This window comes from Limnothrix sp. FACHB-406, assembly GCF_014698235.1.
GTDB lineage: Bacteria > Cyanobacteriota > Cyanobacteriia > CACIAM-69d > CACIAM-69d > CACIAM-69d.
The window spans coordinates 1-20327 of record NZ_JACJSP010000028.1; the positions used below are offsets into that span (position 1 = coordinate 1).

General features: G+C 55.4%; 17 protein-coding genes and 1 riboswitch. Of the genes, 11 read left to right on the forward strand and 6 right to left on the reverse strand.

Annotation, left to right across the window (positions count from 1 at the left end; all coding sequences use genetic code 11):
* Positions 1-381: zinc ribbon domain-containing protein (locus tag H6G53_RS17735; protein ID WP_190535295.1), on the forward strand; the 381-nt coding region annotated here is incomplete at its 5' end.
* A gap of 46 nt (positions 382-427) precedes the next feature.
* Here H6G53_RS17735 and H6G53_RS17740 read toward each other — a convergent pair.
* Positions 428-3475 (reverse strand): GAF domain-containing protein, encoded by a 3048-nt coding sequence (locus H6G53_RS17740; RefSeq protein ID WP_190535298.1) that lies wholly within the window; start codon positions 3473-3475, stop codon positions 428-430.
* Between the two features lie 533 nt (positions 3476-4008).
* On the opposite strand from H6G53_RS17740, the gene dxs reads away from it, so the two are divergent.
* From dxs to H6G53_RS17775, 7 genes are all read left to right on the forward strand, one after another.
* Entirely contained in the window at positions 4009-5913 is a 1905-nt protein-coding gene (gene dxs, locus H6G53_RS17745) for a 1-deoxy-D-xylulose-5-phosphate synthase (protein ID WP_099534833.1), read from the forward strand.
* Between the two features lie 497 nt (positions 5914-6410).
* A riboswitch (cyclic di-AMP (ydaO/yuaA leader) is annotated at positions 6411-6538 on the forward strand.
* 4 nt (positions 6539-6542) lie between these two features.
* A complete protein-coding gene (gene ntrB, locus H6G53_RS17750) occupies positions 6543-7391 on the forward strand; it encodes a nitrate ABC transporter permease (RefSeq protein WP_190535301.1) in 849 nt (282 codons plus the stop codon).
* Between the two features lie 173 nt (positions 7392-7564).
* A complete protein-coding gene (locus H6G53_RS17755) occupies positions 7565-9025 on the forward strand; it encodes an ABC transporter substrate-binding protein (protein WP_190535304.1) in 1461 nt (486 codons plus the stop codon).
* A gap of 45 nt (positions 9026-9070) precedes the next feature.
* The gene (locus tag H6G53_RS17760) at positions 9071-9913 is read left to right on the forward strand and encodes an ABC transporter ATP-binding protein (protein WP_099534836.1); all 843 of its coding nucleotides are present in this window, start codon (positions 9071-9073) and stop codon (positions 9911-9913) included.
* 88 nt (positions 9914-10001) lie between these two features.
* Positions 10002-10325 carry a DUF2499 domain-containing protein gene (locus tag H6G53_RS17765; RefSeq protein ID WP_099534837.1) on the forward strand — a complete coding sequence of 108 codons (324 nt, stop codon included), beginning with the start codon at positions 10002-10004 and terminating at the stop codon, positions 10323-10325.
* 463 nt (positions 10326-10788) lie between these two features.
* Positions 10789-11478, forward strand: a complete 690-nt coding sequence (locus tag H6G53_RS17770) for a PEP-CTERM sorting domain-containing protein (protein ID WP_190353608.1) — start codon at positions 10789-10791, stop codon at positions 11476-11478.
* A 275-nt stretch (positions 11479-11753) separates the two neighbouring features.
* Positions 11754-11951, forward strand: a complete 198-nt coding sequence (locus tag H6G53_RS17775) for a hypothetical protein (RefSeq protein ID WP_099533487.1) — start codon at positions 11754-11756, stop codon at positions 11949-11951.
* A gap of 29 nt (positions 11952-11980) precedes the next feature.
* On the opposite strand, the gene H6G53_RS17780 is transcribed toward H6G53_RS17775, so the two are convergent.
* From H6G53_RS17780 to rsmA, 3 genes are all read right to left on the reverse strand, one after another.
* Positions 11981-13456: a sensor histidine kinase KdpD gene (locus H6G53_RS17780; protein ID WP_143473029.1), complete on the reverse strand. Its 1476-nt coding sequence runs from the start codon at positions 13454-13456 to the stop codon at positions 11981-11983.
* Positions 13457-13531: 75 nt separating this feature from the next.
* Complete coding sequence (locus H6G53_RS17785; RefSeq protein ID WP_190535307.1) at positions 13532-14752, reverse strand: cysteine desulfurase family protein; 1221 nt, start codon at positions 14750-14752, stop codon at positions 13532-13534.
* Between the two features lie 126 nt (positions 14753-14878).
* Positions 14879-15760 (reverse strand): 16S rRNA (adenine(1518)-N(6)/adenine(1519)-N(6))-dimethyltransferase RsmA, encoded by an 882-nt coding sequence (gene rsmA, locus H6G53_RS17790; protein WP_190535310.1) that lies wholly within the window; start codon positions 15758-15760, stop codon positions 14879-14881.
* A 680-nt stretch (positions 15761-16440) separates the two neighbouring features.
* Here rsmA and H6G53_RS17795 point away from each other — a divergent pair.
* The 3 genes from H6G53_RS17795 to H6G53_RS17805 all read left to right on the forward strand — a co-directional run bounded on the left by H6G53_RS17795 (position 16441) and on the right by H6G53_RS17805 (position 19031).
* Complete coding sequence (locus H6G53_RS17795) at positions 16441-16812, forward strand: sulfite exporter TauE/SafE family protein (RefSeq protein ID WP_099533483.1); 372 nt, start codon at positions 16441-16443, stop codon at positions 16810-16812.
* Between the two features lie 104 nt (positions 16813-16916).
* The gene (locus H6G53_RS17800; protein ID WP_099533482.1) at positions 16917-17609 is read left to right on the forward strand and encodes a MotA/TolQ/ExbB proton channel family protein; all 693 of its coding nucleotides are present in this window, start codon (positions 16917-16919) and stop codon (positions 17607-17609) included.
* 942 nt (positions 17610-18551) lie between these two features.
* On the forward strand, positions 18552-19031 hold the full coding sequence (locus H6G53_RS17805) for an RNA-binding protein (RefSeq protein WP_099533481.1): 480 nt from the start codon (positions 18552-18554) through the stop codon (positions 19029-19031).
* A 32-nt stretch (positions 19032-19063) separates the two neighbouring features.
* Here H6G53_RS17805 and H6G53_RS17810 read toward each other — a convergent pair whose 3' ends face one another.
* Entirely contained in the window at positions 19064-19387 is a 324-nt protein-coding gene (locus H6G53_RS17810) for a hypothetical protein (RefSeq protein WP_190535313.1), read from the reverse strand.
* 724 nt (positions 19388-20111) lie between these two features.
* Entirely contained in the window at positions 20112-20237 is a 126-nt protein-coding gene (locus H6G53_RS19050) for a hypothetical protein (RefSeq protein WP_255407543.1), read from the reverse strand.
* Positions 20238-20327: the final 90 nt, after the last annotated feature.

A 20327-nucleotide genomic window follows, 5' to 3' on the forward strand; every position in this document is an offset into this window, starting at 1 on the left:
CGGTTCCTGACTGAAAACTTTGATGTGATTTTGTTGCCCAGCTTTGAATCCTCTCAAATGGTGAGCAAATCACGTCGCAAGATCAAGTCGAAAACCGTGCGGCAGATGTTGACCCTATCGCACTACCAGTTCAAGAAACATCTAGAGTGGAAAGCTTGGGAGTTGGGCAAGGTTGCCTTGACCGACATCAATGAAGCCTACACATCTAAGACCGTTTCGTGGACAGGTGAAATCGTCAAGATTGGCGGCTCTCGGGTCATCAAGTCGAAAGTTGATGGGCGGTCAATGAATCGGGATCTGAATGGTGCTCGTGGGATTTTCCTGCGGGCATTGGTTGATACGCCTTGGTTGAGAGACCATCTCAACTTATGCATTTGTTAGCATCCGTTAGCAAAAAAGTATCGGTCAGTGATTGGGTGGCCTCAGCTCATTCCGTGGCCTCGGCGGAAAGGGTGGGTCGATCGCCCCGAGCGTCCGGCTCGATCGGCAGGAACGATAATTCTGATTTGCGACCCGGCAGCAATTGGCGCGTGGTGATCGTGTTCAGGCGGGCCTCGGGTTTGTTGAGACTTAGCTCCGGCGACCAAGCGGGTTGCTGGGCCGCGGGCAAGCCGTCGCCATGGGGGCCCATCTCCGAGGCCCCATTGGCCGACGGCGTTTGGGTAATGGGTAAGGTAATCGTAAATTCTGCACCCTGGCTAGGGGCCGATCGACAAACCATGCTGCCGCGATGGCGCTGAATAATTTGATAGCTGATTGATAGGCCCAATCCCGTGCCCTTACCTAGGGGTTTTGTGGTGAAAAACGGATCAAATAGTTGGGATTGAATCGCTTCCGGAATCCCCGGCCCATTATCTCGAATGGTGACACCAATATGCTGAGGATCCGGTTGTGAAAGCTCAATCCAAATGCGACCAATGAAGGGCAATTGATCGCGACTCAGTTGCTCTTCTTGGGCCTCGCGCAAAGCATCGATCGCATTGGAAAGCAAGTTCATGCAAACCTGATGAATTTGACCGGAATAGCATTCAATGGGGGGAATGTTGTCATAATTCCGAATGATCTCAATTTCGGGATAGCTGCCATTGGGTTTTAGGTGATATTGCAAGATCATCAGGGTAGACTCGATCGCCTCTTGCAGGTAAAGGGCGTTGGTAATCGTGCGATCGACCCGTGAAAAACCACGCAGCGCCGAGACAATTTCCCGAATTCGATTAGTACCCAAATGCATTGAATCCAGCAGTTTGGGAAAATCCCGCGCCAGAAAGTCTAAATCAAAGGTTTCCAGTAAAGCTTGAATCTGCTCCTGTGGTGCTTGTTGGGCTTCCAGTCGGGCCAGTTGAATCAAAAATTCAGAATATTCACGAATGGGGCCCAAGTTGCTATGAATAAACCCGATCGGGTTATTGATTTCATGGGCAACGCCAGCGATTAATTGCCCCAAAATTGACATCTTCTCGCTTTGGAGCAAATGCATTTGGGTTTGCTTTAGCTCATCCAGGGTTTGGGCCAGTTCAGTCGCTTGCGATCGGGTTTGTTGCAGCAATTCCGTATGCTGAAGCGCCACACCCAGTTGCGCACAAACCTGGCGCAAAAACTCCACTTCCGAGTCTTGCCAGTCCCGGGGAGCCGTGCATTGGTGAATGCCCATCAGTCCCCACAGTTCCTCACTTTGAATGATCGGAATCACCAAATTGGCCTGCACTTGCCAAGTCCGCAACATTTCCAAGTGGCAATCGGGCATGGTCGAATTGTGGACATTCGGGATGCTGTGAACTTTGCCCACTTGGTATTGAAGAACATGCTGATCACTAAAGCAGGGATCTTCTAATTCCAAGTGCAAAATGGAGGTGCAACCCCGGGCCCGATCTTCCGCAATGATTTTGCCCTGGGCGGTCGGAGCGTGGGAATTAAAGGCAAACACCACCACGCGATCGGCCCGCAGCAGTTGCCGCACTTCCCGCGCCGTGGTGCGAAACACGGTTTCCAGATCCAAAGACTCGCGAATTTTGGCAATCAATCGCGCCAGGGTCTGTTGCTGATGGATCACCCGTTCCAGATCCGCAGTTGATCGCTGAAGTTCCTCGTTTGATTGTCGCAACTCCGCCGTGCGGGTTTGCACCTGGGCCTCCAAGCTGGCGTTCAGGCTGTTCACCTCTGTATACAGCCAATGCTGCTTGACCGCCGTGGCAAACCGTTCCCCCAATGCCTGGGCGAGCTTCACCTCAGAAACCGTCCATTGTTGGGCCTGGCCGATTCTGATTTGTCGCCACACCTCAAAGGAATGGCGGGCCATCAGTTGGCGCGTGTCCGGGTCGTGCCAGCCGGTCCACAGTTCATCGGTGTTGACCTCATCCCGAAAAATGCTGAGGCAACCCAGTAACTCACTGCCGTAATAGAGGGGAACCAAAATCAGACCCCGGATCGGCAGCCATTGAAACGAGGGAGCCACCGATCGCAGCAAGGGTTCTCGATGGATGTCCCCGATCGCCCAAACGCGCTGGCTAAAACTGCTGCTGTCCTGGGGTGGGGCCGCCAGTCCATAGTTGGCGCGCATCCACTCCACAGACCAATCCTGAGTGGTGGTGCTGGGCGGTGGCTCGGGCACTGCGCCCGCTTTCAAAAAGGCATAGACCAGCCGGTGTTCCTCAAAGGGGCGCTGATCCGTGGTGGCCAGGGGATGGGGCTGGGGCCCCACCGTATACAGTTCCCGATCGGTCTGCCCCCCGGGCCAGAGACACAGCCGGCCGCCGCTCCCTCCCAAAATTTGCACCGTTTCTTCCAGGGCCTTTTGCAGTTGGCCCGTGGGCGCTTCGTGCAACAGGGCCGTGACACGGTTAATGCTCGCCTCCTGAAGGGCTTGATCCGTGACCCGCTGCACCAAAATTGACTGGGCGATCGCGATTTCCACCTGATCGACCACCGCTTGGATGAATTGCAGTTCCTCCTCATCCACCGATCGGGGTTCCGCGTGGTGAGAAACCAACAGCCCCCACAGGTTGCCCATGTGCAAGGTGCTGGAAACGGGCGGCTCAGAGGTGGCCGGAAAGTTATCCAACACGATCGGAACCACCACCGACGACTGCACCCCCATCACCGTTAGATATTCCACATGGCATGGATCCACCGGACGGTAGCGCATCGTTGAAGGGCTGCGTAATTCACCATCGCCCGGGGGATCCATGGCACTCAGGCCCGTTTGGCATTCAGCCACATCCACCACCACTCGCTGGCGGGCCCGCACGAACAACTCGCGGGCCTGGGGCGGAATATCATCCACTGGAAAATGCAATCCCTTCAAGGAAGGCAGTCGATCGGGCACGAGGGATTCGGCCACCACCGTGCCATGGCCCTCGGGCGAAAATTGGTAAATCTTGACCCGATCGGTCTCCAAAAAAGCCCGCACCTCCGCCACCGTCACCGCCAGGATTTCGCTCAGCTCCAGGGACTGCCGAATCCGGTTTGCAATCCCCATCAATAGCTGTTCCTGAGTGCCCTTGCGTGGCTTCTGTAACTCTAATTCCATAGCTGCTTAACCTGTGCATCAACACGATCGCCACCGTTGGCCCAAGACTAGCGATTGACGGGCTAGACGGTGCTGAACAGAGGATTGATCGTCCCCACCCGCAGACAACCCCAAAGCATCGCGCCTCGCCCCTGATCCCCAATGGGCTGCTCCCCCCAAGGCGCTGCTCCCCAAGCTGCTAACCCCAAGGCGCTAAATGGTGATGCACCAGTGCCGCTTGCTTTGCAGATCCCTAGATCTCAAGATCCCAATCTTTTACAGATGTCAATTTCTATCTTCAGGGAATGGGTCACTCAAAAGCAATGTACTGACCACGCACTGCGGAAACCGTAAGGTCAACGATTTTGGATCCCGCTGGATGAACGGTCGATCGCGGCAATCAATTTGCGCCAAATATAAAAACGGTATGGAGATTCGTTAGAGTCGATAGGGGTCAGTACAAAACCAAAATTCCCCATATCCAACACCCAAGGTGGCCGCCTATGCATCTGAGCGAACTTACTCACCCCAATCAACTTCATGGGCTGTCGATCGCCCAATTAGAAGAAATTGCCCGCCAAATTCGAGAAAAACATCTGCAAACCGTTGCCACCAGCGGCGGTCACCTGGGCCCCGGTTTAGGCGTGGTGGAATTAACAGTCGCCCTCTATCAAACCCTTGACCTCGATCGCGACAAGGTGATCTGGGACGTGGGCCACCAAGCCTATCCCCACAAACTGATTACCGGTCGTTACAACGAGTTCCATACCCTGCGCCAAAAGGACGGCATTGCCGGTTATCTCAAGCGCTGTGAAAGTAAGTTCGATCACTTCGGCGCGGGCCACGCCTCCACCAGCATTTCCGCCGGTTTGGGCATGGCGATCGCCCGGGACATGGCCGGCGAAAACTACAAAGTGGTTTCGATCATCGGCGACGGCGCAATGACCGGCGGGATGGCCCTTGAAGCCATTAACCACGCGGGCCACCTGCCCGACACCAACTTGATGGTGGTGCTGAATGACAACGACATGTCCATTTCACCCAACGTCGGGGCCCTGTCGCGCTACCTGAACAAAATGCGCCTCAGCCCGCCGATGCAATTCCTGACGGACAACATCGAAGAGCAGGTGAAGCATTTGCCGTTCTTTGGCGGTTCCCTGTCGCCGGAACTCGATCGGGTCAAAGAAGGTATGAAGCGCCTGGCCGTGTCGAAAGTCGGCGCAGTGTTTGAAGAACTGGGCTTCACCTACATGGGCCCCGTTGACGGTCACAACATTAAAGAACTGATTGACATCTTCCGCGAAGGCCACAAGCAAAAGGGCCCTGTGCTCGTCCACGTGGCCACCACCAAAGGTAAGGGCTACGCGATCGCCGAAAAAGATCAAGTGGGCTACCACGCTCAAAATCCCTTTGATTTGGCAACGGGCAAGGCCAAACCCGCCAGCAAGCCCACGCCGCCCAGCTACTCCAAAGTTTTTGCAGAAACCCTGATTACACTCGCGGAAAACGATCCTCGAATTGTGGCCATCACGGCGGCCATGGCCACCGGCACGGGTTTGGATAAATTCCAAGCCAAGCTGCCGAACCAATATGTGGATGTGGGCATTGCCGAACAGCACGCTGTGACCATGGCGGCGGGCATGGCCTGCGAGGGGGCGCGCCCGGTGGTGACGATCTATTCCACCTTCTTGCAACGGGCCTTTGACCAAGTGATCCACGATGTTTGCATCCAGGATCTGCCGGTCTTCTTCTGTATGGATCGGGCCGGCGTGGTTGGAGCCGACGGGCCCACCCACCAGGGGATGTATGACATTGCCTACCTGCGCTGTATCCCCAACCTGACGATCATGGCTCCCAAGGATGAGGCGGAGTTCCAGCGGATGTTGGTAACGGGCGTGACCCATCCGGGCCCGATCGCCGTGCGCTATCCCCGGGGCAGTGGCGTAGGTGCGCCGTTGCTGGAAGCGGGCTGGGAACCGATGTCGATCGGCAAGGGCGAAGTGCTGCGAACCGGCGATGATCTGTTGCTAGTGGGCTACGGCACGATGGTTTATCCGGCCATGCAAGCGGCGGAAATCCTTAGTGAGCACGGCATTGAAGCCACGGTGGTGAATGCCCGGTTCGTAAAGCCGCTGGATACGGAACTGATTGTGCCCCTGGCCCAGAAGATTGGCCGGGTGGTGACGATCGAGGAAGGCTGCCTGATGGGTGGTTTCGGTTCGGCGGTACTGGAAGCCCTCAGCGATGCGGGTGTGACCGTGCCGGTGACCCGCTTGGGTGTGCCGGACATTTTGGTGGAGCACGCCACGCCGAGCCAGTCGATGCAAAGCCTGGGTCTGACGGGGCCGCAGATTGCTGATCGCTTGTTGACGCAGTTGGGCCGTAAGCCAGAAATGGCAGCGGTTTAGATTCCAAAATGTCGGGTTGGGCGATCGGGCGATCGCTCAACCGGGCCGCCCCGATCGCGAAGCTGTAGCTGTAGGGTGGGCATTGCCCACCACCCGCTAGCCCAAAGACATGATCACGCTCTACCAACCGGTGATCCAATTTGTTAGGCGGTTTCGTTAAGCGATTGATTACAGATGGGCACTGCCCACCCCACGGGCTTGTTTGATTCTATTTGGTTCTAGAAAATAATTTATTGAGCAATATGATTGGGCAATCTTCTATTTTGAAGACAAAGAGTTTTTATTTCTAATTCTTGGATTTAATTGTGATCTACAAATAATATTTTTTGTCGAATTTAGATCAAGTCTCTATTGTCAAGATTTCAGATCAAAAAATCTCCAAAATTGCTGCCAAATATAATTGACAAACCCAAGGAGGCGATGATAGGTTCAAAAACGTATGCCTAGCCTAATCCAATCAATCGAACAGCGCGATCGCCCCTAGCCCAATGAGTGGCGACTTGCGATTGCAACATCGATGGTTGGAGCGGAGGACCCGTGTTTTGGGGCTTACTTTCTGCGTGAAAGGGGACACCTCTCAGTCCTAGCCCGTCAGCTAACTTCGTCGGCAACGAGGGGAGATTCTACCCATGAAAAATCCGACCATTCCGGGCGGCGCTTCTGTGCGCCCATCTGCTCGTTTTGCTGGTCGCTGGCTCACCCGTTATGAGGCGATCGTCTTCCCGGCGATCGGCTTTGGGGGCCTGCTGCTGTTGTGGTGGTTGGTGGCGACCTTTGGCACCAAGTTGTTACCGACTCCTTGGGAAGCACTGGTGGCCAATGCCGATGCAATTTTGACCCCGTTTCATCGTCGTGGCCCCGGTGATTTGGGGGTTGGCTGGCTGTTGTTGTCCAGCCTGCGACGGGTGTTTTTGGGATTTTTGTTGGGGTCGATCGTGGCAATTCCTGTGGGCTTTTTGATTGGCTCATCTCGCTGGGCTATGTTGGCCATTAACCCGATCGTCCAAATCTTGCGCCCTGTGTCGCCCGTGGCTTGGTTACCGGTGGCTTTGGCGACTTTTAATTTGGCGAATCCGTCTGCCATTTTCGTGATTTTCATTACGTCCCTTTGGCCAACGATCGTGAATACGGCTTTAGGCGTTTCTAGCGTGCCCCAAGACTATTTGGAAGTGGCAAAAATGCTGGAAATGTCCCCTTGGCGACGGATGACAGCGGTGGTTTGGCCGGCGAGTTTGCCCTACATTTTCACGGGTTTACGCATCAGTTTGGGCATTGCTTGGCTGGTGATTGTGGCGGTGGAAATGTTGACCGGTGGTGTGGGAATTGGCTTTTTTGTGTGGGATGAGTGGAGCCGCCTGAATTTGAATTCGGTCTTCCTGGCGATCGGGGCGATCGGGGGGACGGGACTGGTGCTGGATTGGCTGTTGGGCCAGTTGCAGCAAGCGATTACCCACCGGCCTGCGCCTAAACAGCTTTAGCACTGGTTGGGTTGCGCTTTTTGGAACTCAGCGCGATCGCTGTCATGCCTGCGGGCGTTGGGTTTCGTGCCTCAACCCAACCTACATGACCAACTTCCGGGTGTTGGGTTTTGCGCTTCAACCCGACTGACCTAGCCAACTTAATTCAACGCACTCAACCAAGAGGTGATTTTGTGGGAACGCTCGATCGCCGCTCTGTTCTGTGGGGACTAGGGGGATTTGTCCTGGCAACGGGGCTGGCTGCCTATGATCCCCTGGCTCTGAAGCCCAACCGCCGGGCGATCGCCCAAGACATCAAGCCGGTGATCGATCCGGCGACGCTGGAGAAGCCGAATTTAACGATCGGGTTTGTGCCGGTGAATGATTGCGCCCCGATCGCGATCGCCTACGAAAAGGGCTTTTTCCAAAAATATGGGCTGAATGTCACCCTCAGCCGCGAGGCCAGTTGGGGCACGGCGCGCGATGGTGTGATCTTTGGCCGGCTGGATGCTTCGCCCGTGGTGTCTGGAGCCGTGACCAATGCGCGGGTGGGAGCCGAGGGCGCGCGCCACGCTCCCATGTGTGCTGCCATGACGATTCACCGCCACGGCAATGCCCTAACCATGAATCGGGACATGTGGGAGGCGGGGTTGCGGCCACTGCACGAATATGGCGGTAATTTGGATGCTTTTGGGCGAGATTTTGGCCGCTATTTTCGATCGCTCCCGCCCGAGCAACGGGTCTGGGCGGTGGTGCTGAGTTCGTCGATTTATGAATATTTCGTGCGCTATCTGGTGGCGGCCGTGGGCATTGACCCGCTGGCGGATTTGCGCCTGGTGATTATTCCGCCGCCGCAGATGGTCACGAATATGCGGATTGGGGCGATGCAGGGCTACATGGTGGCGGAACCCTGGAACACTCGGGCGATCGCGGGCAATGTGGGGGTGGGCTTCACCTGCGCCCAGGGTCGGGAAATTTGGCAGGGCCACCCCGATCGGGTGTTGGCGGTGATGGAGTCCTTCATCGATCGCTATCCCAAGACCTATCGATCGCTGGTGAAGGCGCTGATCGAAGCCTGCCAATATTGCGGCCGGCCGGAAAACCGTGAGGAAATTGCTCGGCTGATTGTGGCGCGATCGTACACGGGAGCCGTGCCGCGCAAATGCAGCGTGCCCCAGGATATCAACCTCTCGAATCTGAAGGATTTGCCCAATTGCGCCACCCAGTTCACCGCTCCGGCCCTGGTGGGCAATTACAACTACGGCGGGTTTGACGGCCGGCGGCGAGAGGTGCGATCGCCCGACACAACCATATTTTTTGACCTCGCGCCGACCTTGGCCCAAGTGCCCGGCGACCATTCCACCTTCCTGTGGCAGTCCCAGGCCCTGTGGCTGATGACCCAGGCGGCCCGGTGGGGACAAATTCCCAAAATTCCGCCCAACGCCGAAGCTCTGGCCAAACGGGCTTGGCGCACGGATCTCTATCGGGAAATTGCCGGGGAATTGGGCATTGCTTGCCCCAGCGACGATTACAAGGTGGAGCCAGCCGATCGCTTCATCGATCGCCGCGCCTTTGACCCCAGCGACCTCGATCGCTACCTGCACAGTTTTGAAATTCGCGCCCATCGCCCCCAACGGTTTTCCCTGTGGGGTTAGCGGCCAACCGCTGGTTTTTGCTTTTGAATTTCTGGTGTTTGACCCATGACGCAACCCAATCCGCCCCAGTCCACCGCCCAGCGCGATCGCACCAGCCCCGATCGGCAACCCTTCCTAAAGATTGAGCATCTCTACAAGGCGTTCACCAATCCCAAGGGCGATCGCACGGTGATCTTGAATGACATCAACCTAACCGTGGGCAGCACCGAATATATTTCGATCGTCGGGCACTCGGGCTGCGGCAAGTCCACCCTGCTGCGGATTGTCGGCGGTTTGGAAACAATCACCGCTGGCACGGTGGAAATTGAAGGGCGACCGATCACCAAGCCCGGAGCCGATCGAATGATGGTGTTTCAGCACTATGCCCTGCTGCCTTGGCTGACCGTGCGCGAAAACATTCGGCTAGCGATCGATGAAGTGCTGAAAACCGCCACGCCCGCCGAAAAAAGCGACCTGGTGAACGAGCATATCGAAATGGTCAACCTGGCCGCCGCCGCCGACAAATATCCCGACCAAATTTCCGGCGGCATGAAGCAGCGCGTTGGCATTGCCCGCGCCCTGGCCGTGCGGCCCAAGGTGTTGCTGATGGATGAGCCATTTGGGGCCCTGGATGCCCTGACCCGGGGCAAGCTCCAGCGCCAGGTGTTGGACATTTGGGAGAGCCATCGCCAGGCGGTGTTGATGGTGACCCATGATGTGGACGAGGCACTGTATATGTCCGATCGAATCGTGTTGATGACCAACGGCCCGGCGGCCCAAATCGGCGAAATCCTGACCGTGCCCTTTGCCCACCCGCGCAACATCCACGAGATCCGCGAATCTCCTGAGTATTACGAGCTACGCAACCACGCCCTCAACTTTTTGGATCACAACTTTGTGCGCGACTAGGGCCAATCCCCGGAACCCTTTTAGACTAAGGGGTTAAACCATGGTTGTTAGATCACGATTAATTGACGGCTGAGCCGACTACATCCCAATGAATGCCCTATCAATTCCCACTTGGATCGTGCATGTTTCCAGCGTCATCGAGTGGATCGCGGCGATCGTGCTGATTTGGCGCTACGGCGACCTCACCGACAATCCGAGCTGGCGGGCCTTGTCTTGGGGCATGTTGCCAGCCCTGGTGAGCGCCATGTGCGCCTGTACCTGGCACTTTTTTGACAATGCGCCGCGCTTGGAGTGGCTGGTGACGGTGCAGGCGGCCACGACGGTGATCGGTAATTGCACGCTTTGTGCGGGGGCTTGGTGGATTTGGCGATCGCGCCCGATCGACCCGTCAGGATCTGAAAAAGATCTCTAGGAATTCGGTCTTAAAAGTCGGCCCCCTGTCCCAAACAGGGGCCTTGATTGTGATTGATCCTTGTGACCGTCGTTGTTGAGCCGAATCGAATTTTTGTGGATATTTTAAATCTTTTGTCTTGGAAGAATTAGAAAATATTGCAATTCCAATTGATCTTTTGAAAATCGGTCATTTCTTCTAAATTTCGCATCTTATTCGACTTTTGTATAAATTAATTCCACCCAAGAATGAAAATCAAAAGATATTTTCAATCACCCTGAAGACATTTCTTTAAACAGGAAGCCTATTGCTTGAAATTATCATTAAAAGCCATGATTATGAAGCACCAAGCGCTCTTCACGGAATCTTCGTCTAGAGATCACTTAATCTTTAAACCGATTTTTCAAAGTGTGATCTAAGATGTAACTCAAGAACCTAAACGTTGGGTGCTAGACCTCTCCACTACTGCGGAAAAATTGTCACTATGAAACGCTTCCAACAAATTGCTAGCACCCTGGCTCTTGCCCTAGTTCCTGCTCTGATTGCCACCCAGCCCGCACAGGCTGCCAACCTGGTTAAAAACGGCAGCTTTGAAGTAACCCCAGGCGCTCCCCTCAACGGCGGCTGGCGGACTTTTTCAGAAATTGAGGGCTGGTCTGCAACCAAGGGCGGCAAAATTGAGGTGCAAGCCGGGGTAGCCGGGAAAGCCTACGACGGCAAAAACCTGGTGGAACTCGACAGCCACTTCTACGACAGCAAAGCATCCGAGCTGGGCCTGTTCCAAGACATCGTGACCAAAGCAGGAAAGACCTATGAACTTTCCTTTGCTTACTCGGCTCGTCCGGGAATTGCAAACAACTGGAAAGGCGGCAAAGACCAAAATGCCTTCTCCGTTTTGTTTGGTTCCAGCTTCAACCAAGTTTTCAATGCGGGTAACGGCGGCAGTCAAACCAACTGGCTCAACAGCGGCCCTCTGTTGGTGAAGGCGGTGTCTGATCTAACGCGCTTGCAGTTCAACTACCTGGGCACGCGGGACACCTACGGAGCCTACATTGATAGTGTCAGCTTGACGGAAGTGGCCTCGACCCCTGAGCCGGTTAGCTTGCTGGGTCTGTTGGCTGTGGGGACGGCGGTTGGCGTGGCTGCCAAAAAGCGCCAGCACGCGATCGACTAAATCGCGATTGCTAAGGGCTGCCGTTTTGGCTACTTTTTGACAATTGTTCATGTTCTGTTGAGGGCGATCGCTTGGAAATCAGGCGATCGCCCTTGTTTTGTTCATGTCCCCATGGCGACTGAAGATTTGCTTTGAAGATCTCCCGTGAATGGCAGAATTGCCTAATACGAGGATGGCTGGAGAGCCAGAGCTGATTCACCCGGTGGGGTAGGCCTTTGGCGGCTGGCTCCGCTGTTGTTGTTAAGTCCCTGATTACTGGAATTGAACGTTTTGCTATGACCCCTCCCTATTTGCGGCCGGCTCCTTGGTGGAATTGGTTGGGCCTGTTGGCTCTGGTGACGGCGGTGTTGTGGTTGTTGCGGGGGGTGGGGCTGTTGGGCTTTGTGCCGGGGATTGTGTTTGGTGTTTTGTTTTTGGCGATGGGGGTGTTGCTGCTGTTGGGCGTTTGGGGGGTGCGATCGCGCCGTTGGTAGTGGATGGCGGGCCGTCCCGTGGCAGCGCCCTATTGCAGGGGCAAGAAGATGGTCATCACTTCGCCGCGCTGGGGCCGTTGCCGGATGGTGAGTTTGCCCCCGATCGCCTGGAACAGGTTTTTGGTGACATGTAAATTCAAGCCAAAGCTGCCGGTTTCCGGTTGGAAGGTCAGCAACTGCCCGATCGACTTCAGCGATTCCAGGCGGGTGGCCGCGCCCATTGCGTCGTAGCGCAATTGCACCTTCAGTTGGCTGCCGGCCGTTTCCGCTTCCATGTCAATGCGGCTACCGGCGGGCAGGGTGCGGGCCAAGTTTTCGATAATTTCCGCCAACATTCGATCGAGCAAGGTGGGGTCGCTGGCAACCGTGGGCAGTTTGTGCGGTAGCTTCACCGTCAGTTCCAAGTTGTGGCGGCTGGCCTGTTGTTGCCAACGGGGAATGCTGGATTGAAACACCTGGGCCAGGGGAATGGGCGTGAGGGACAGGTGGGCGCTGTTGCTGGTTTCTAGTTCAACGGCTTTGAAGATCAGGTCAAAGCGGTTGATTTGTTCGGTACATTCCCGATCGATTTTTTCGATGTAGTTCACCGCCTTGTCCTGCAAATTTTGCTGGCGCATCAGCAGGCGGGTGAAGGTGCGGATCGTGGCCAGGGGCGTGCGGACGCTGTGGGCGAGGGCTTGCAAAAGCTCCAGGTCGATCGCGGGTTTGGCCGGTTGCGGCCGGGCTGAGGCCCGCAAGGGGCGACGGCGCGGCTCCGAATGGGCGGGGTTGCTGGGAGCTGGCAGGGCTTGCAGCAGGCGCTCTGTGAAGGCGCTGACGATCCGATAGCTGGGTTCTACCAAAGGAAACTGTTGAGCCAGGGCATCAAACGGCCCGAGCTGCTGCGGGGCGTTCAGTTGCACCCGGGCCCGCAAGGCTTGCCAGACGGCGGCGATCGCCTGAGGCTCAAAGGAGAAACGAAAAACCAGTTGGCCGGTGGAGTCTTCTTGGAGCGAGAGGGCCAAGCTAAAGTCCCGCATTCGCACCACACAAAAGGATTCTGCGGCCAGGGGATCCACCGGAGCTAGGCCGATCGCCCGTTCCGTCACTTCCGGGCAGGGTTCGCCCCCATCGGCGGAGGGCAACAGCCACAGGGATTGCCAAAGGTGGCTGCTGAATGTCCAGACCGAGAGGCGATCAAGCCAAGACCCCGTAAACAAGGGCAGGGGCCCCAACAGCACGACCCCTTGATCGATCGCTTCGGAGGGTAAGGCTTCCGCAAAGTCCGTGATGAAGGCCGCTTCGATCGCGTCGGCCGCTTCCATGGATTGGGCCATGATTTGGGCGATCGCCTTCGTGGCCCCCTGCCATTGGGCCTCGGCGGATAGGGTTCCTGGGCCCGCTCCGGGGGTAAGGGGAGCAAGCAGATGACCCACCGTTGGTAACACCCATCCATTCATAGTTGGTCGATCGATCCGTTGGCGATCGAGCGGGCGATCGCTCAGAGCAGGGGAGGGAAGCGGCATCGCGGGTTTGGGGTTCGCCGCAATCGTCGAGAGCGTCGTCACACGCGCTAGGGATTTAGACTTAGGGGATTTGCCTCAAGTGTATCGGCAAGGCCCCGGAGTCGCGCACCCCAAAACCGAACGTTGCGAGTCGCGATCGCCGCCATTTGGTTGGCCAACGCCCAATCGCTCCAGCACTTGAGCCAACACCAACGCAGTCCAATCAATATCCGCTTCCGTGGTGCTCTGGCCCAGGCTTAAGCGCAGGGCCGCTGTGGCTTCGGCGGAATCGTAGCCCATGGCCAACAGGGTGGGGCTGGGGGTCAGGCTGCCGCTGCTGCAGGCGGATCCAGAGCTGGCGGCAATGCCCGCCCGATCGAGCTGGCGCACCAAATCCCGACCACTGGGCAGGGGCAACCGTCCCCGTAAACAAAAGCTGACATGGTGGGGCAAGCGATGGAGCCGATCGCCCGTGGGATGCAAAGCGGGCAGGGGAGCCAAACGCTCAAACAAGCGATCGCGCAGTTGACCAAGCCGCTGAGCCTCCGTTTCCCAGGTTTGGGCCATGCGTTCCGCCGCCGCCCCAAAGGCCGCGATCGCCGGTAGGGCCTGAGTTCCCGATCGCCGCTTACTCTCCTGGCCACCGCCCAGTAACTGGGGAGCCAAATTAATCCCCGGCCGTGCCCACAGGGCCCCAGCCCCTTGAATGCCGTAGATCTTGTGGCTGGAGAGGGACAGCAAATCCACCGGCAGGGTTTGCAAATCCACCGCCACCCGGCCCACTGCCTGCACCGCGTCCGTGTGGAATAATGCGCCCGATCGCCGGGTAATCGTTCCCAACTCCGCGATCGGTTGCAGGGTTCCCACCTCGCTTTGGGCAAAAATAATCGACACCAGCACCGTTTCCGGGCGAATGGCCAAAGCCAAGTCCGACGGATTCACCCGTCCGGCGCGATCGACCGGCAAGCGCGTAATCGCCCAGCCTTGAGCCTCCAGCCGCTCCAAGGTTCGCTCGATCGCCGAATGTTCCACCTGCGAGGAAATGATATGGCGCGGTTGGGTGAACCGCTGGGCCACCCCCAAGATCGCCAAATTGTCCGCCTCCGTGCCCCCCGAGGTGAAAATCACCCCCGTGGGATCCCCATTAATCAACGTCGCCACCTGCAACCGCGCCGTTTCCAGCACCATGGCCGAGCGATCGCCCCAACTATGAATGCTTGACGGATTTCCCCATAGTTCCGTCATCACCCGTTGGGCCGCCGCGATCGCCACATCACAGGGCGGCGTGGTGGCGCTGTGGTCTAGATAAATTTGCATGGGCAATCCATTGGCATCAAGGTTCAGGAATTTTGGCGCAGGAATTAAGGTTCAGGAATTTTGGTCTTTGGCCATTGAAGATGCAGTATTCGCAGTATTCAAGGTGCAGTCTTTAGGGTGCAGTATTCAAGGTGCAACATTGTCCATCGATTCTTCCGCCTCTCCTGCTGCGATCTCGATCGACAAAGAACCCAAAACCAAGCGATCGCTTAACTGAATCCATTGCTCCAGGCTCAGTTCTTCTGCCCGCGCCGTTTCAGGAATTGCCAGCTCAACCAAAGTATGACGCAACTGATCCAAATCCACGACGCTTTTTAGATTGTTGCGCAACATCTTGCGGCGACTGGCAAAGCCCAATTTCAACAACGTTTCAAAGCGCTTCACATTTTGCGGCGACTGCGGAAAAGGGCGGGGCTGAATTTTCACCACCGCTGAATCGACCTTAGGTGGCGGTGAAAAAGCCTTGGCCCCCACATCGCAAACCCAAGAGCAATCCGCTAAAAAGCGCGATCGAATCGAAAGGGCGCTGTAATGTTTGCTGCCCAAATTCGCCACCAACCGCAGGGCCACTTCCTTTTGCACCAACAGCACGATCGACTCAAAGGGTTGCGATCGCGGTTGGGCGATCGTCCCCAACAAATGCTCCAAAATTGGGCCCGTAATGTTATAGGGAATATTGGCCACCACCTTATTGGGATTTTGGAACTGGGGATTCGGAAAAGCCGCCAACTGTTCCGGCCAATCTAAAGTCAAAATATCGCCCTGAAGCAGCAAGAAATTATCCCGCTGCCCAAACTTTTTCACCAGCTCAGGACAAAGATCGCGATCTAACTCAACGGCAACCACTGCTCCCGCCTGATCCAGCAATTGCCGAGTCAAGACCCCCTGACCGGGGCCAATTTCCAAAACCCGATCCTCTGGGGTCAGTTCCGCCGCTGAAATAATTTTGGCAAGGGCTTTTTCACTTCTCAACCAATGTTGACCAAAGCGTTTCCGAGGTTTTGGCATGGCTTTGCTGCAATCTTTGCTCAGTGATCTGTACTCAGTAATTAATTCACTATTCAATCAGCATCAAAAATGGATTCATAATCCAATCAATGACCGATCGCACTTTTGAAGGAATGATCATGAAGAATAGGGCAATGATGGATCTCATGATCGATCTATAGGATTCAATGAATCGAGAATCAGGAAATCATTGATCGGGGGTTAATTAATTGAGATTTATGCATCGGGTTGATGCATCGGGTTAATTCATCGGGTTGATTCATCATTGAATCGCCAATCGATACTTCGTTAAAGGGGAGTGGATGGTTGATGAATCCCGGATCAACGCTGATCACTCGGGTCTTGCCAAGAAAAATGTGTCGCCTTTAACTTGTCTTGGCTCCAAAAACAGTGCCAGAGTCTGACGAGGCAGCGCTTGGGAGCATGACTCGCTCAGGCTTAGGGGGTGTTGTCATTTTTCGAGTGAGGCTGAAACGGTTGATCTTTCGTGCCCTAGTCGTCGTAACAAGGGGCTTAAGCCCCTTGCTCCCCACGATTCGCTAACAGCAGATCTAGGGTTTCATGCTCAATGACGACAGGCCCTAGGCTCCAGTACCAAGCCCAAGGGATTCACGCGAAATTGCCCCCACAGGCAAGCTGAACATCAAAAACCAGAATTGCTCAAGAAAGGAGAAAACCGAATGACGGACGTGGTTTGGCAATTGCTGCTGATTGGATTGGCGGCAGGGTTAGCGGGGGGCCTGTTTGGCATTGGCGGCGGGGCGATTATGGTGCCGGCCATGGTGCTGTGGCTGGGCCTAGACCAAAAATTAGCAACGGGCACATCCCTTGCGGCTCAGGTGTTGCCGATCGGGCTGTTGGGGGCGATGGTGTATTACCGCAACGGCAATCTCAACATCAAGTACGGGTTGTTGATTGTGGTGGGATTGCTGGTGGGGAATTACTTTGGGGCAATATTCGCCAATCAACCCTACATCAGTTCGGCCCTGATGAAGAAACTGTATGGGGGCTTTTTGCTGCTGATTGGGTTGCGCTATTTGACAGTGCGCTGAGAGGTTGATCAACAGGTTGGGCGATGATCGCACGGACTGGGAATAAAGGTGGGGGATGATCTGGCAAGCGCCATACATATGAAAACGATGGGAGAAAGTCGCCCATGATTGCTTGGGCTATTTTGCAGGCGGGTGGGCCGGTGGTTGTGCCCTTGCTGTTGGGATCGATCGCGACGGTGACGGTGGCGATCGAGCGGGCTTGGTTCTGGGCCCAGGTGCGGCGCGATCGATCCCAACTGGTTCCAGCGGTTTTTGAGCTGTATGGACGCGATGCCAAGGCGGCGATCGCCCGGTTCCAGCAATATGCCGACGGCCTCCCGATCGCCCGCATTAGTTTGGCCGCCTTGGAGCTACACCGCCCCCACCCGATCGCCTTTCGCTTGGCCCTCAGCGCCGCCACCCAAGCCGAACGGCCCCAACTGCGGCGCTTTGACCTGTGGTTGCAAACCGTGACGGCCCTGGCTCCGTTGTTGGGCCTGTTGGGCACGGTCACTGGCCTGATGGGAGCCTTTGCGGGTCTCGATTGGGCCGGGGAGGGCCCCAGCCGCGTGAATGCGGGTCTGAGTGAAGCGCTGGTTTCCACGGCGATCGGGCTGGTGGTGGCGCTGTTGGCCCTCACCCTGGGCAATCTGTTCCGGGCCTATGCTCGACGGGAGCAAATGGCCATTACGCGCGATTGTCGTACCCTAGAGCGGCTGTATTTGCATCATTACTGGCACTTCAACGCGCCCGATCGGCCCGGATACCGCCGCCGTCGGCGCGATCGGCGCGATCGTTCAAGCCCCGCCCAGCTCTAGGGTTACCCGATTTTCCAAGCTCCCGATTTTTCAAGCTCCCGATTTTTCAAGCTCCCGGTTTTCCGCTGCTCAGAATCCCTGAGTGTCCAGATCTAGTGCCCAAATCTCTGGTGTTCAAATTTCCCCAATATTCAAACGAATTTAAATTTCCACCGATTCCCTACGCCAGATTTACAGTGTTGCTTCATTGATGTTACATTTCTTCACAGGAGGCTAATTAGCCAACGCCCGGAGAACTGTCAAGCACTAACCGCCGCTTCAAGTTGCCATCAACCCTATTCGTTGAAACTGCTGAAACTGCGATGGTGTGCGTCTTTGTCACTCAAAATGCAAAGTCGATGACATCCCCGGCCAGGTTTTAATTGGTATTCTCCCAACACAGCAAGCACGGCCAGCCGCCCCAACGGCTGGCTTTTTCACGATCGGGGTAGCAATCACCGCTGCGATCGAACCCGTTGCCCAGCCCCCGGAGATCTTGGCCCAATTTGCAAAGCGTCGTGATAGACTTTTATGCCAGCAAACCAGCCGCTCGATCGATGCTGTTTTAACTGTTTGGTGAGTTTTGCTGCCCCCATCGTGGCAAAATCTTCAGCAGCAACACACCCGATCGACAACGCACGGGTCACACGGCTCCGGATGGCTAAAGGTCAGCGCTTGACTGCTCAAGACTGGCGACAGATCCTTTCCTTTCAATTGAGCAATAGCAAGTCTATTTGAATTGAATAGTTATCAAACAACCTTTATTCAGCAGCTTGCAGCAGAGCGTTTGATATCCCCGCGCGAGCTGTGTTTTGCTCAGAGCTGGCAAGTTTTCCAAACTTGTCTTTTCCATCGAGGTGCTCTCGATTCAATGGCAACCGAATGGTAACTGCCAACCACCACATCCAGTCACCCGGCGCTTAGTCTCCTGGCGCTTGCTGCAAACCATCAGAGGGATCCGTCATGTCCATTCGCCTGTACGTTGGCAATCTGCCCAAAGAAGTCGATCGCAAAGAACTCGAAGCCGTCTTTGCCGGCACGGGCGACCTGACCTCCACCAAGGTCATTGTCGATCGCAAAACCGGAAAATGTCGCGGTTTTGCATTCGTGACGGTTCCCACTGATGAACTCGCCGACCAAATCATCGAACAGTTCAACGGTTCCACCTTCAAAGACACCGTGCTGAAAATTGAGAAAGCCATGCCCCGCAAAGGCAAGGGCGATGATGAAGCCCCCGAAAGCGCCGAAGCTAGCCCCGTCAAGGCAGCTCGCCGCAGCGGTGGCGGTGGTGGTGGCAAAAAAGGCAACGGTGGCGGTCGTCGTGCCCCTGGTGGGGCTGTGGTTGCCGAAAGCAGCGCCGCTTCTGCCCAGCCAGATCCCCGCTGGGCCGGTGAGTTGGCGAAGCTGAAGCAACTGCTGAACGCTCAAACGACTGGCTCCTAAGGTTTTCTAGGTTTCCGGCGGGTCAATTGGGTTCAGGTCAGCGGTTCGATCGCCCTCAATTGCCCGAGCAGCCAGAAAAGATTGAACGCCCATTGAACGTTCATCGTGCAACAATTGACCCGATCGCAGCTCTGATCCTGTTGATGAACCCAACGGCTTAAGGTCGGCTTCAGTCGGTTGAGGTTAATTCCAGACCAGTTGCCCAAACCGCACAACGTTTTCCACTCTTCAGAAATTGCAATCACACCATGTTTGGTCGTGGGTTTGTCCCTTGCCAGATGTGGTGTTTTTTTTGGCTGAATGCCAGAAATTCTCAAGAGTAATCTCCAAGAGTAATCTCCAAGGGCAATGTTCAAGAGTAATCTCCAAGAGCAATCTCCAAGCATGAGTTGGCGGAACCGGAGGGCAAGGGCGATCGCTCGATCGCTCCCCATAGTGATAGCAAGGGAAACATTGACCCTTTAAGGATCTCTCGGAAAAAATTACGAATTGGAAATTTTAGCTGAACATCTAATCGATCTTCGGAGTAAGCTCTAATTGGGGATTAGCAGTTCGCCATCTACTCCAATTTGCTGGAATCTACTCTAATCGGCTGGGATCTACTCTAATTCGCCTGCGCTGATCTCCTCTTCGCCAGTGCTTTCATCGGCCCATATCAGGGACAATTTCAGCGAAATCTGGCATCTTTGGTTAGCCTTGCTCTGCAAAATGCGATGTAAGACGCAACTCAAGATTTTCAACCCAAGATTTTCAACCCAAAGCTTTATTGAAAACTGAATCCCAGACTAGATTTCAGACTGAATCAGGGACTAGATCTTAGATTTAAGGCTGAATTTAGACCGGAGTCTAAAAACCATATCCCGAATTGGAGGTTGGAATGGGTTAACCTCAATGCCATTCATTCAGTGATTCATTCAGTGCGATTAGTTCAGCACCAAGAATCCAGTGATATTGATTCAGCACGGTTCAGAGCCGATCGAGCAGCTTGCATGATCCCACTGCCCATTTGGTCATTGCCGATCGCGTCCTGACCCATTTTGATTGAGTTACTTGACCATTTTGCTGACGGATGATCAGGAGTCAGTGGCGCGTCTTTGAGCCGGTCGCAGTGAGTTTTGCACCGGTTCCTAGGCGGAGGTTATACAGGGTGGTGGTGTGAATTCGCGATCGCCCGGTCACAGGTGCTTTGACCCATGAAAACTGCACTTCAACCAATCCTAAGGGTGTTAGGGTGTGCCCCCGATCGCAGCCTGCGGTTTTTCCTGGTTACAGACGCTGCATCAGGGAATCAACAGA

Excerpts from the sequence above, each read along its gene's own strand:
- H6G53_RS17740 (WP_190535298.1), bottom strand. The coding sequence starts at position 3,475 with ATGGGGATTGCAAACCGGATTCGGCAGTCCCTGGAGCTGAGCGAAATC.
- dxs (WP_099534833.1), top strand. The coding sequence starts at position 4,009 with ATGCATCTGAGCGAACTTACTCACCCCAATCAACTTCATGGGCTGTCG.
- ntrB (WP_190535301.1), top strand. The coding sequence starts at position 6,543 with ATGAAAAATCCGACCATTCCGGGCGGCGCTTCTGTGCGCCCATCTGCT.
- H6G53_RS17760 (WP_099534836.1), top strand. The coding sequence starts at position 9,071 with ATGACGCAACCCAATCCGCCCCAGTCCACCGCCCAGCGCGATCGCACC.
- H6G53_RS17765 (WP_099534837.1), top strand. The coding sequence starts at position 10,002 with ATGAATGCCCTATCAATTCCCACTTGGATCGTGCATGTTTCCAGCGTC.
- H6G53_RS17770 (WP_190353608.1), top strand. The coding sequence starts at position 10,789 with ATGAAACGCTTCCAACAAATTGCTAGCACCCTGGCTCTTGCCCTAGTT.
- H6G53_RS17775 (WP_099533487.1), top strand. The coding sequence starts at position 11,754 with ATGACCCCTCCCTATTTGCGGCCGGCTCCTTGGTGGAATTGGTTGGGC.
- H6G53_RS17780 (WP_143473029.1), bottom strand. The coding sequence starts at position 13,456 with ATGCCGCTTCCCTCCCCTGCTCTGAGCGATCGCCCGCTCGATCGCCAA.
- H6G53_RS17785 (WP_190535307.1), bottom strand. The coding sequence starts at position 14,752 with ATGCAAATTTATCTAGACCACAGCGCCACCACGCCGCCCTGTGATGTG.
- rsmA (WP_190535310.1), bottom strand. The coding sequence starts at position 15,760 with ATGCCAAAACCTCGGAAACGCTTTGGTCAACATTGGTTGAGAAGTGAA.
- H6G53_RS17795 (WP_099533483.1), top strand. The coding sequence starts at position 16,441 with ATGACGGACGTGGTTTGGCAATTGCTGCTGATTGGATTGGCGGCAGGG.
- H6G53_RS17800 (WP_099533482.1), top strand. The coding sequence starts at position 16,917 with ATGATTGCTTGGGCTATTTTGCAGGCGGGTGGGCCGGTGGTTGTGCCC.
- H6G53_RS17805 (WP_099533481.1), top strand. The coding sequence starts at position 18,552 with ATGTCCATTCGCCTGTACGTTGGCAATCTGCCCAAAGAAGTCGATCGC.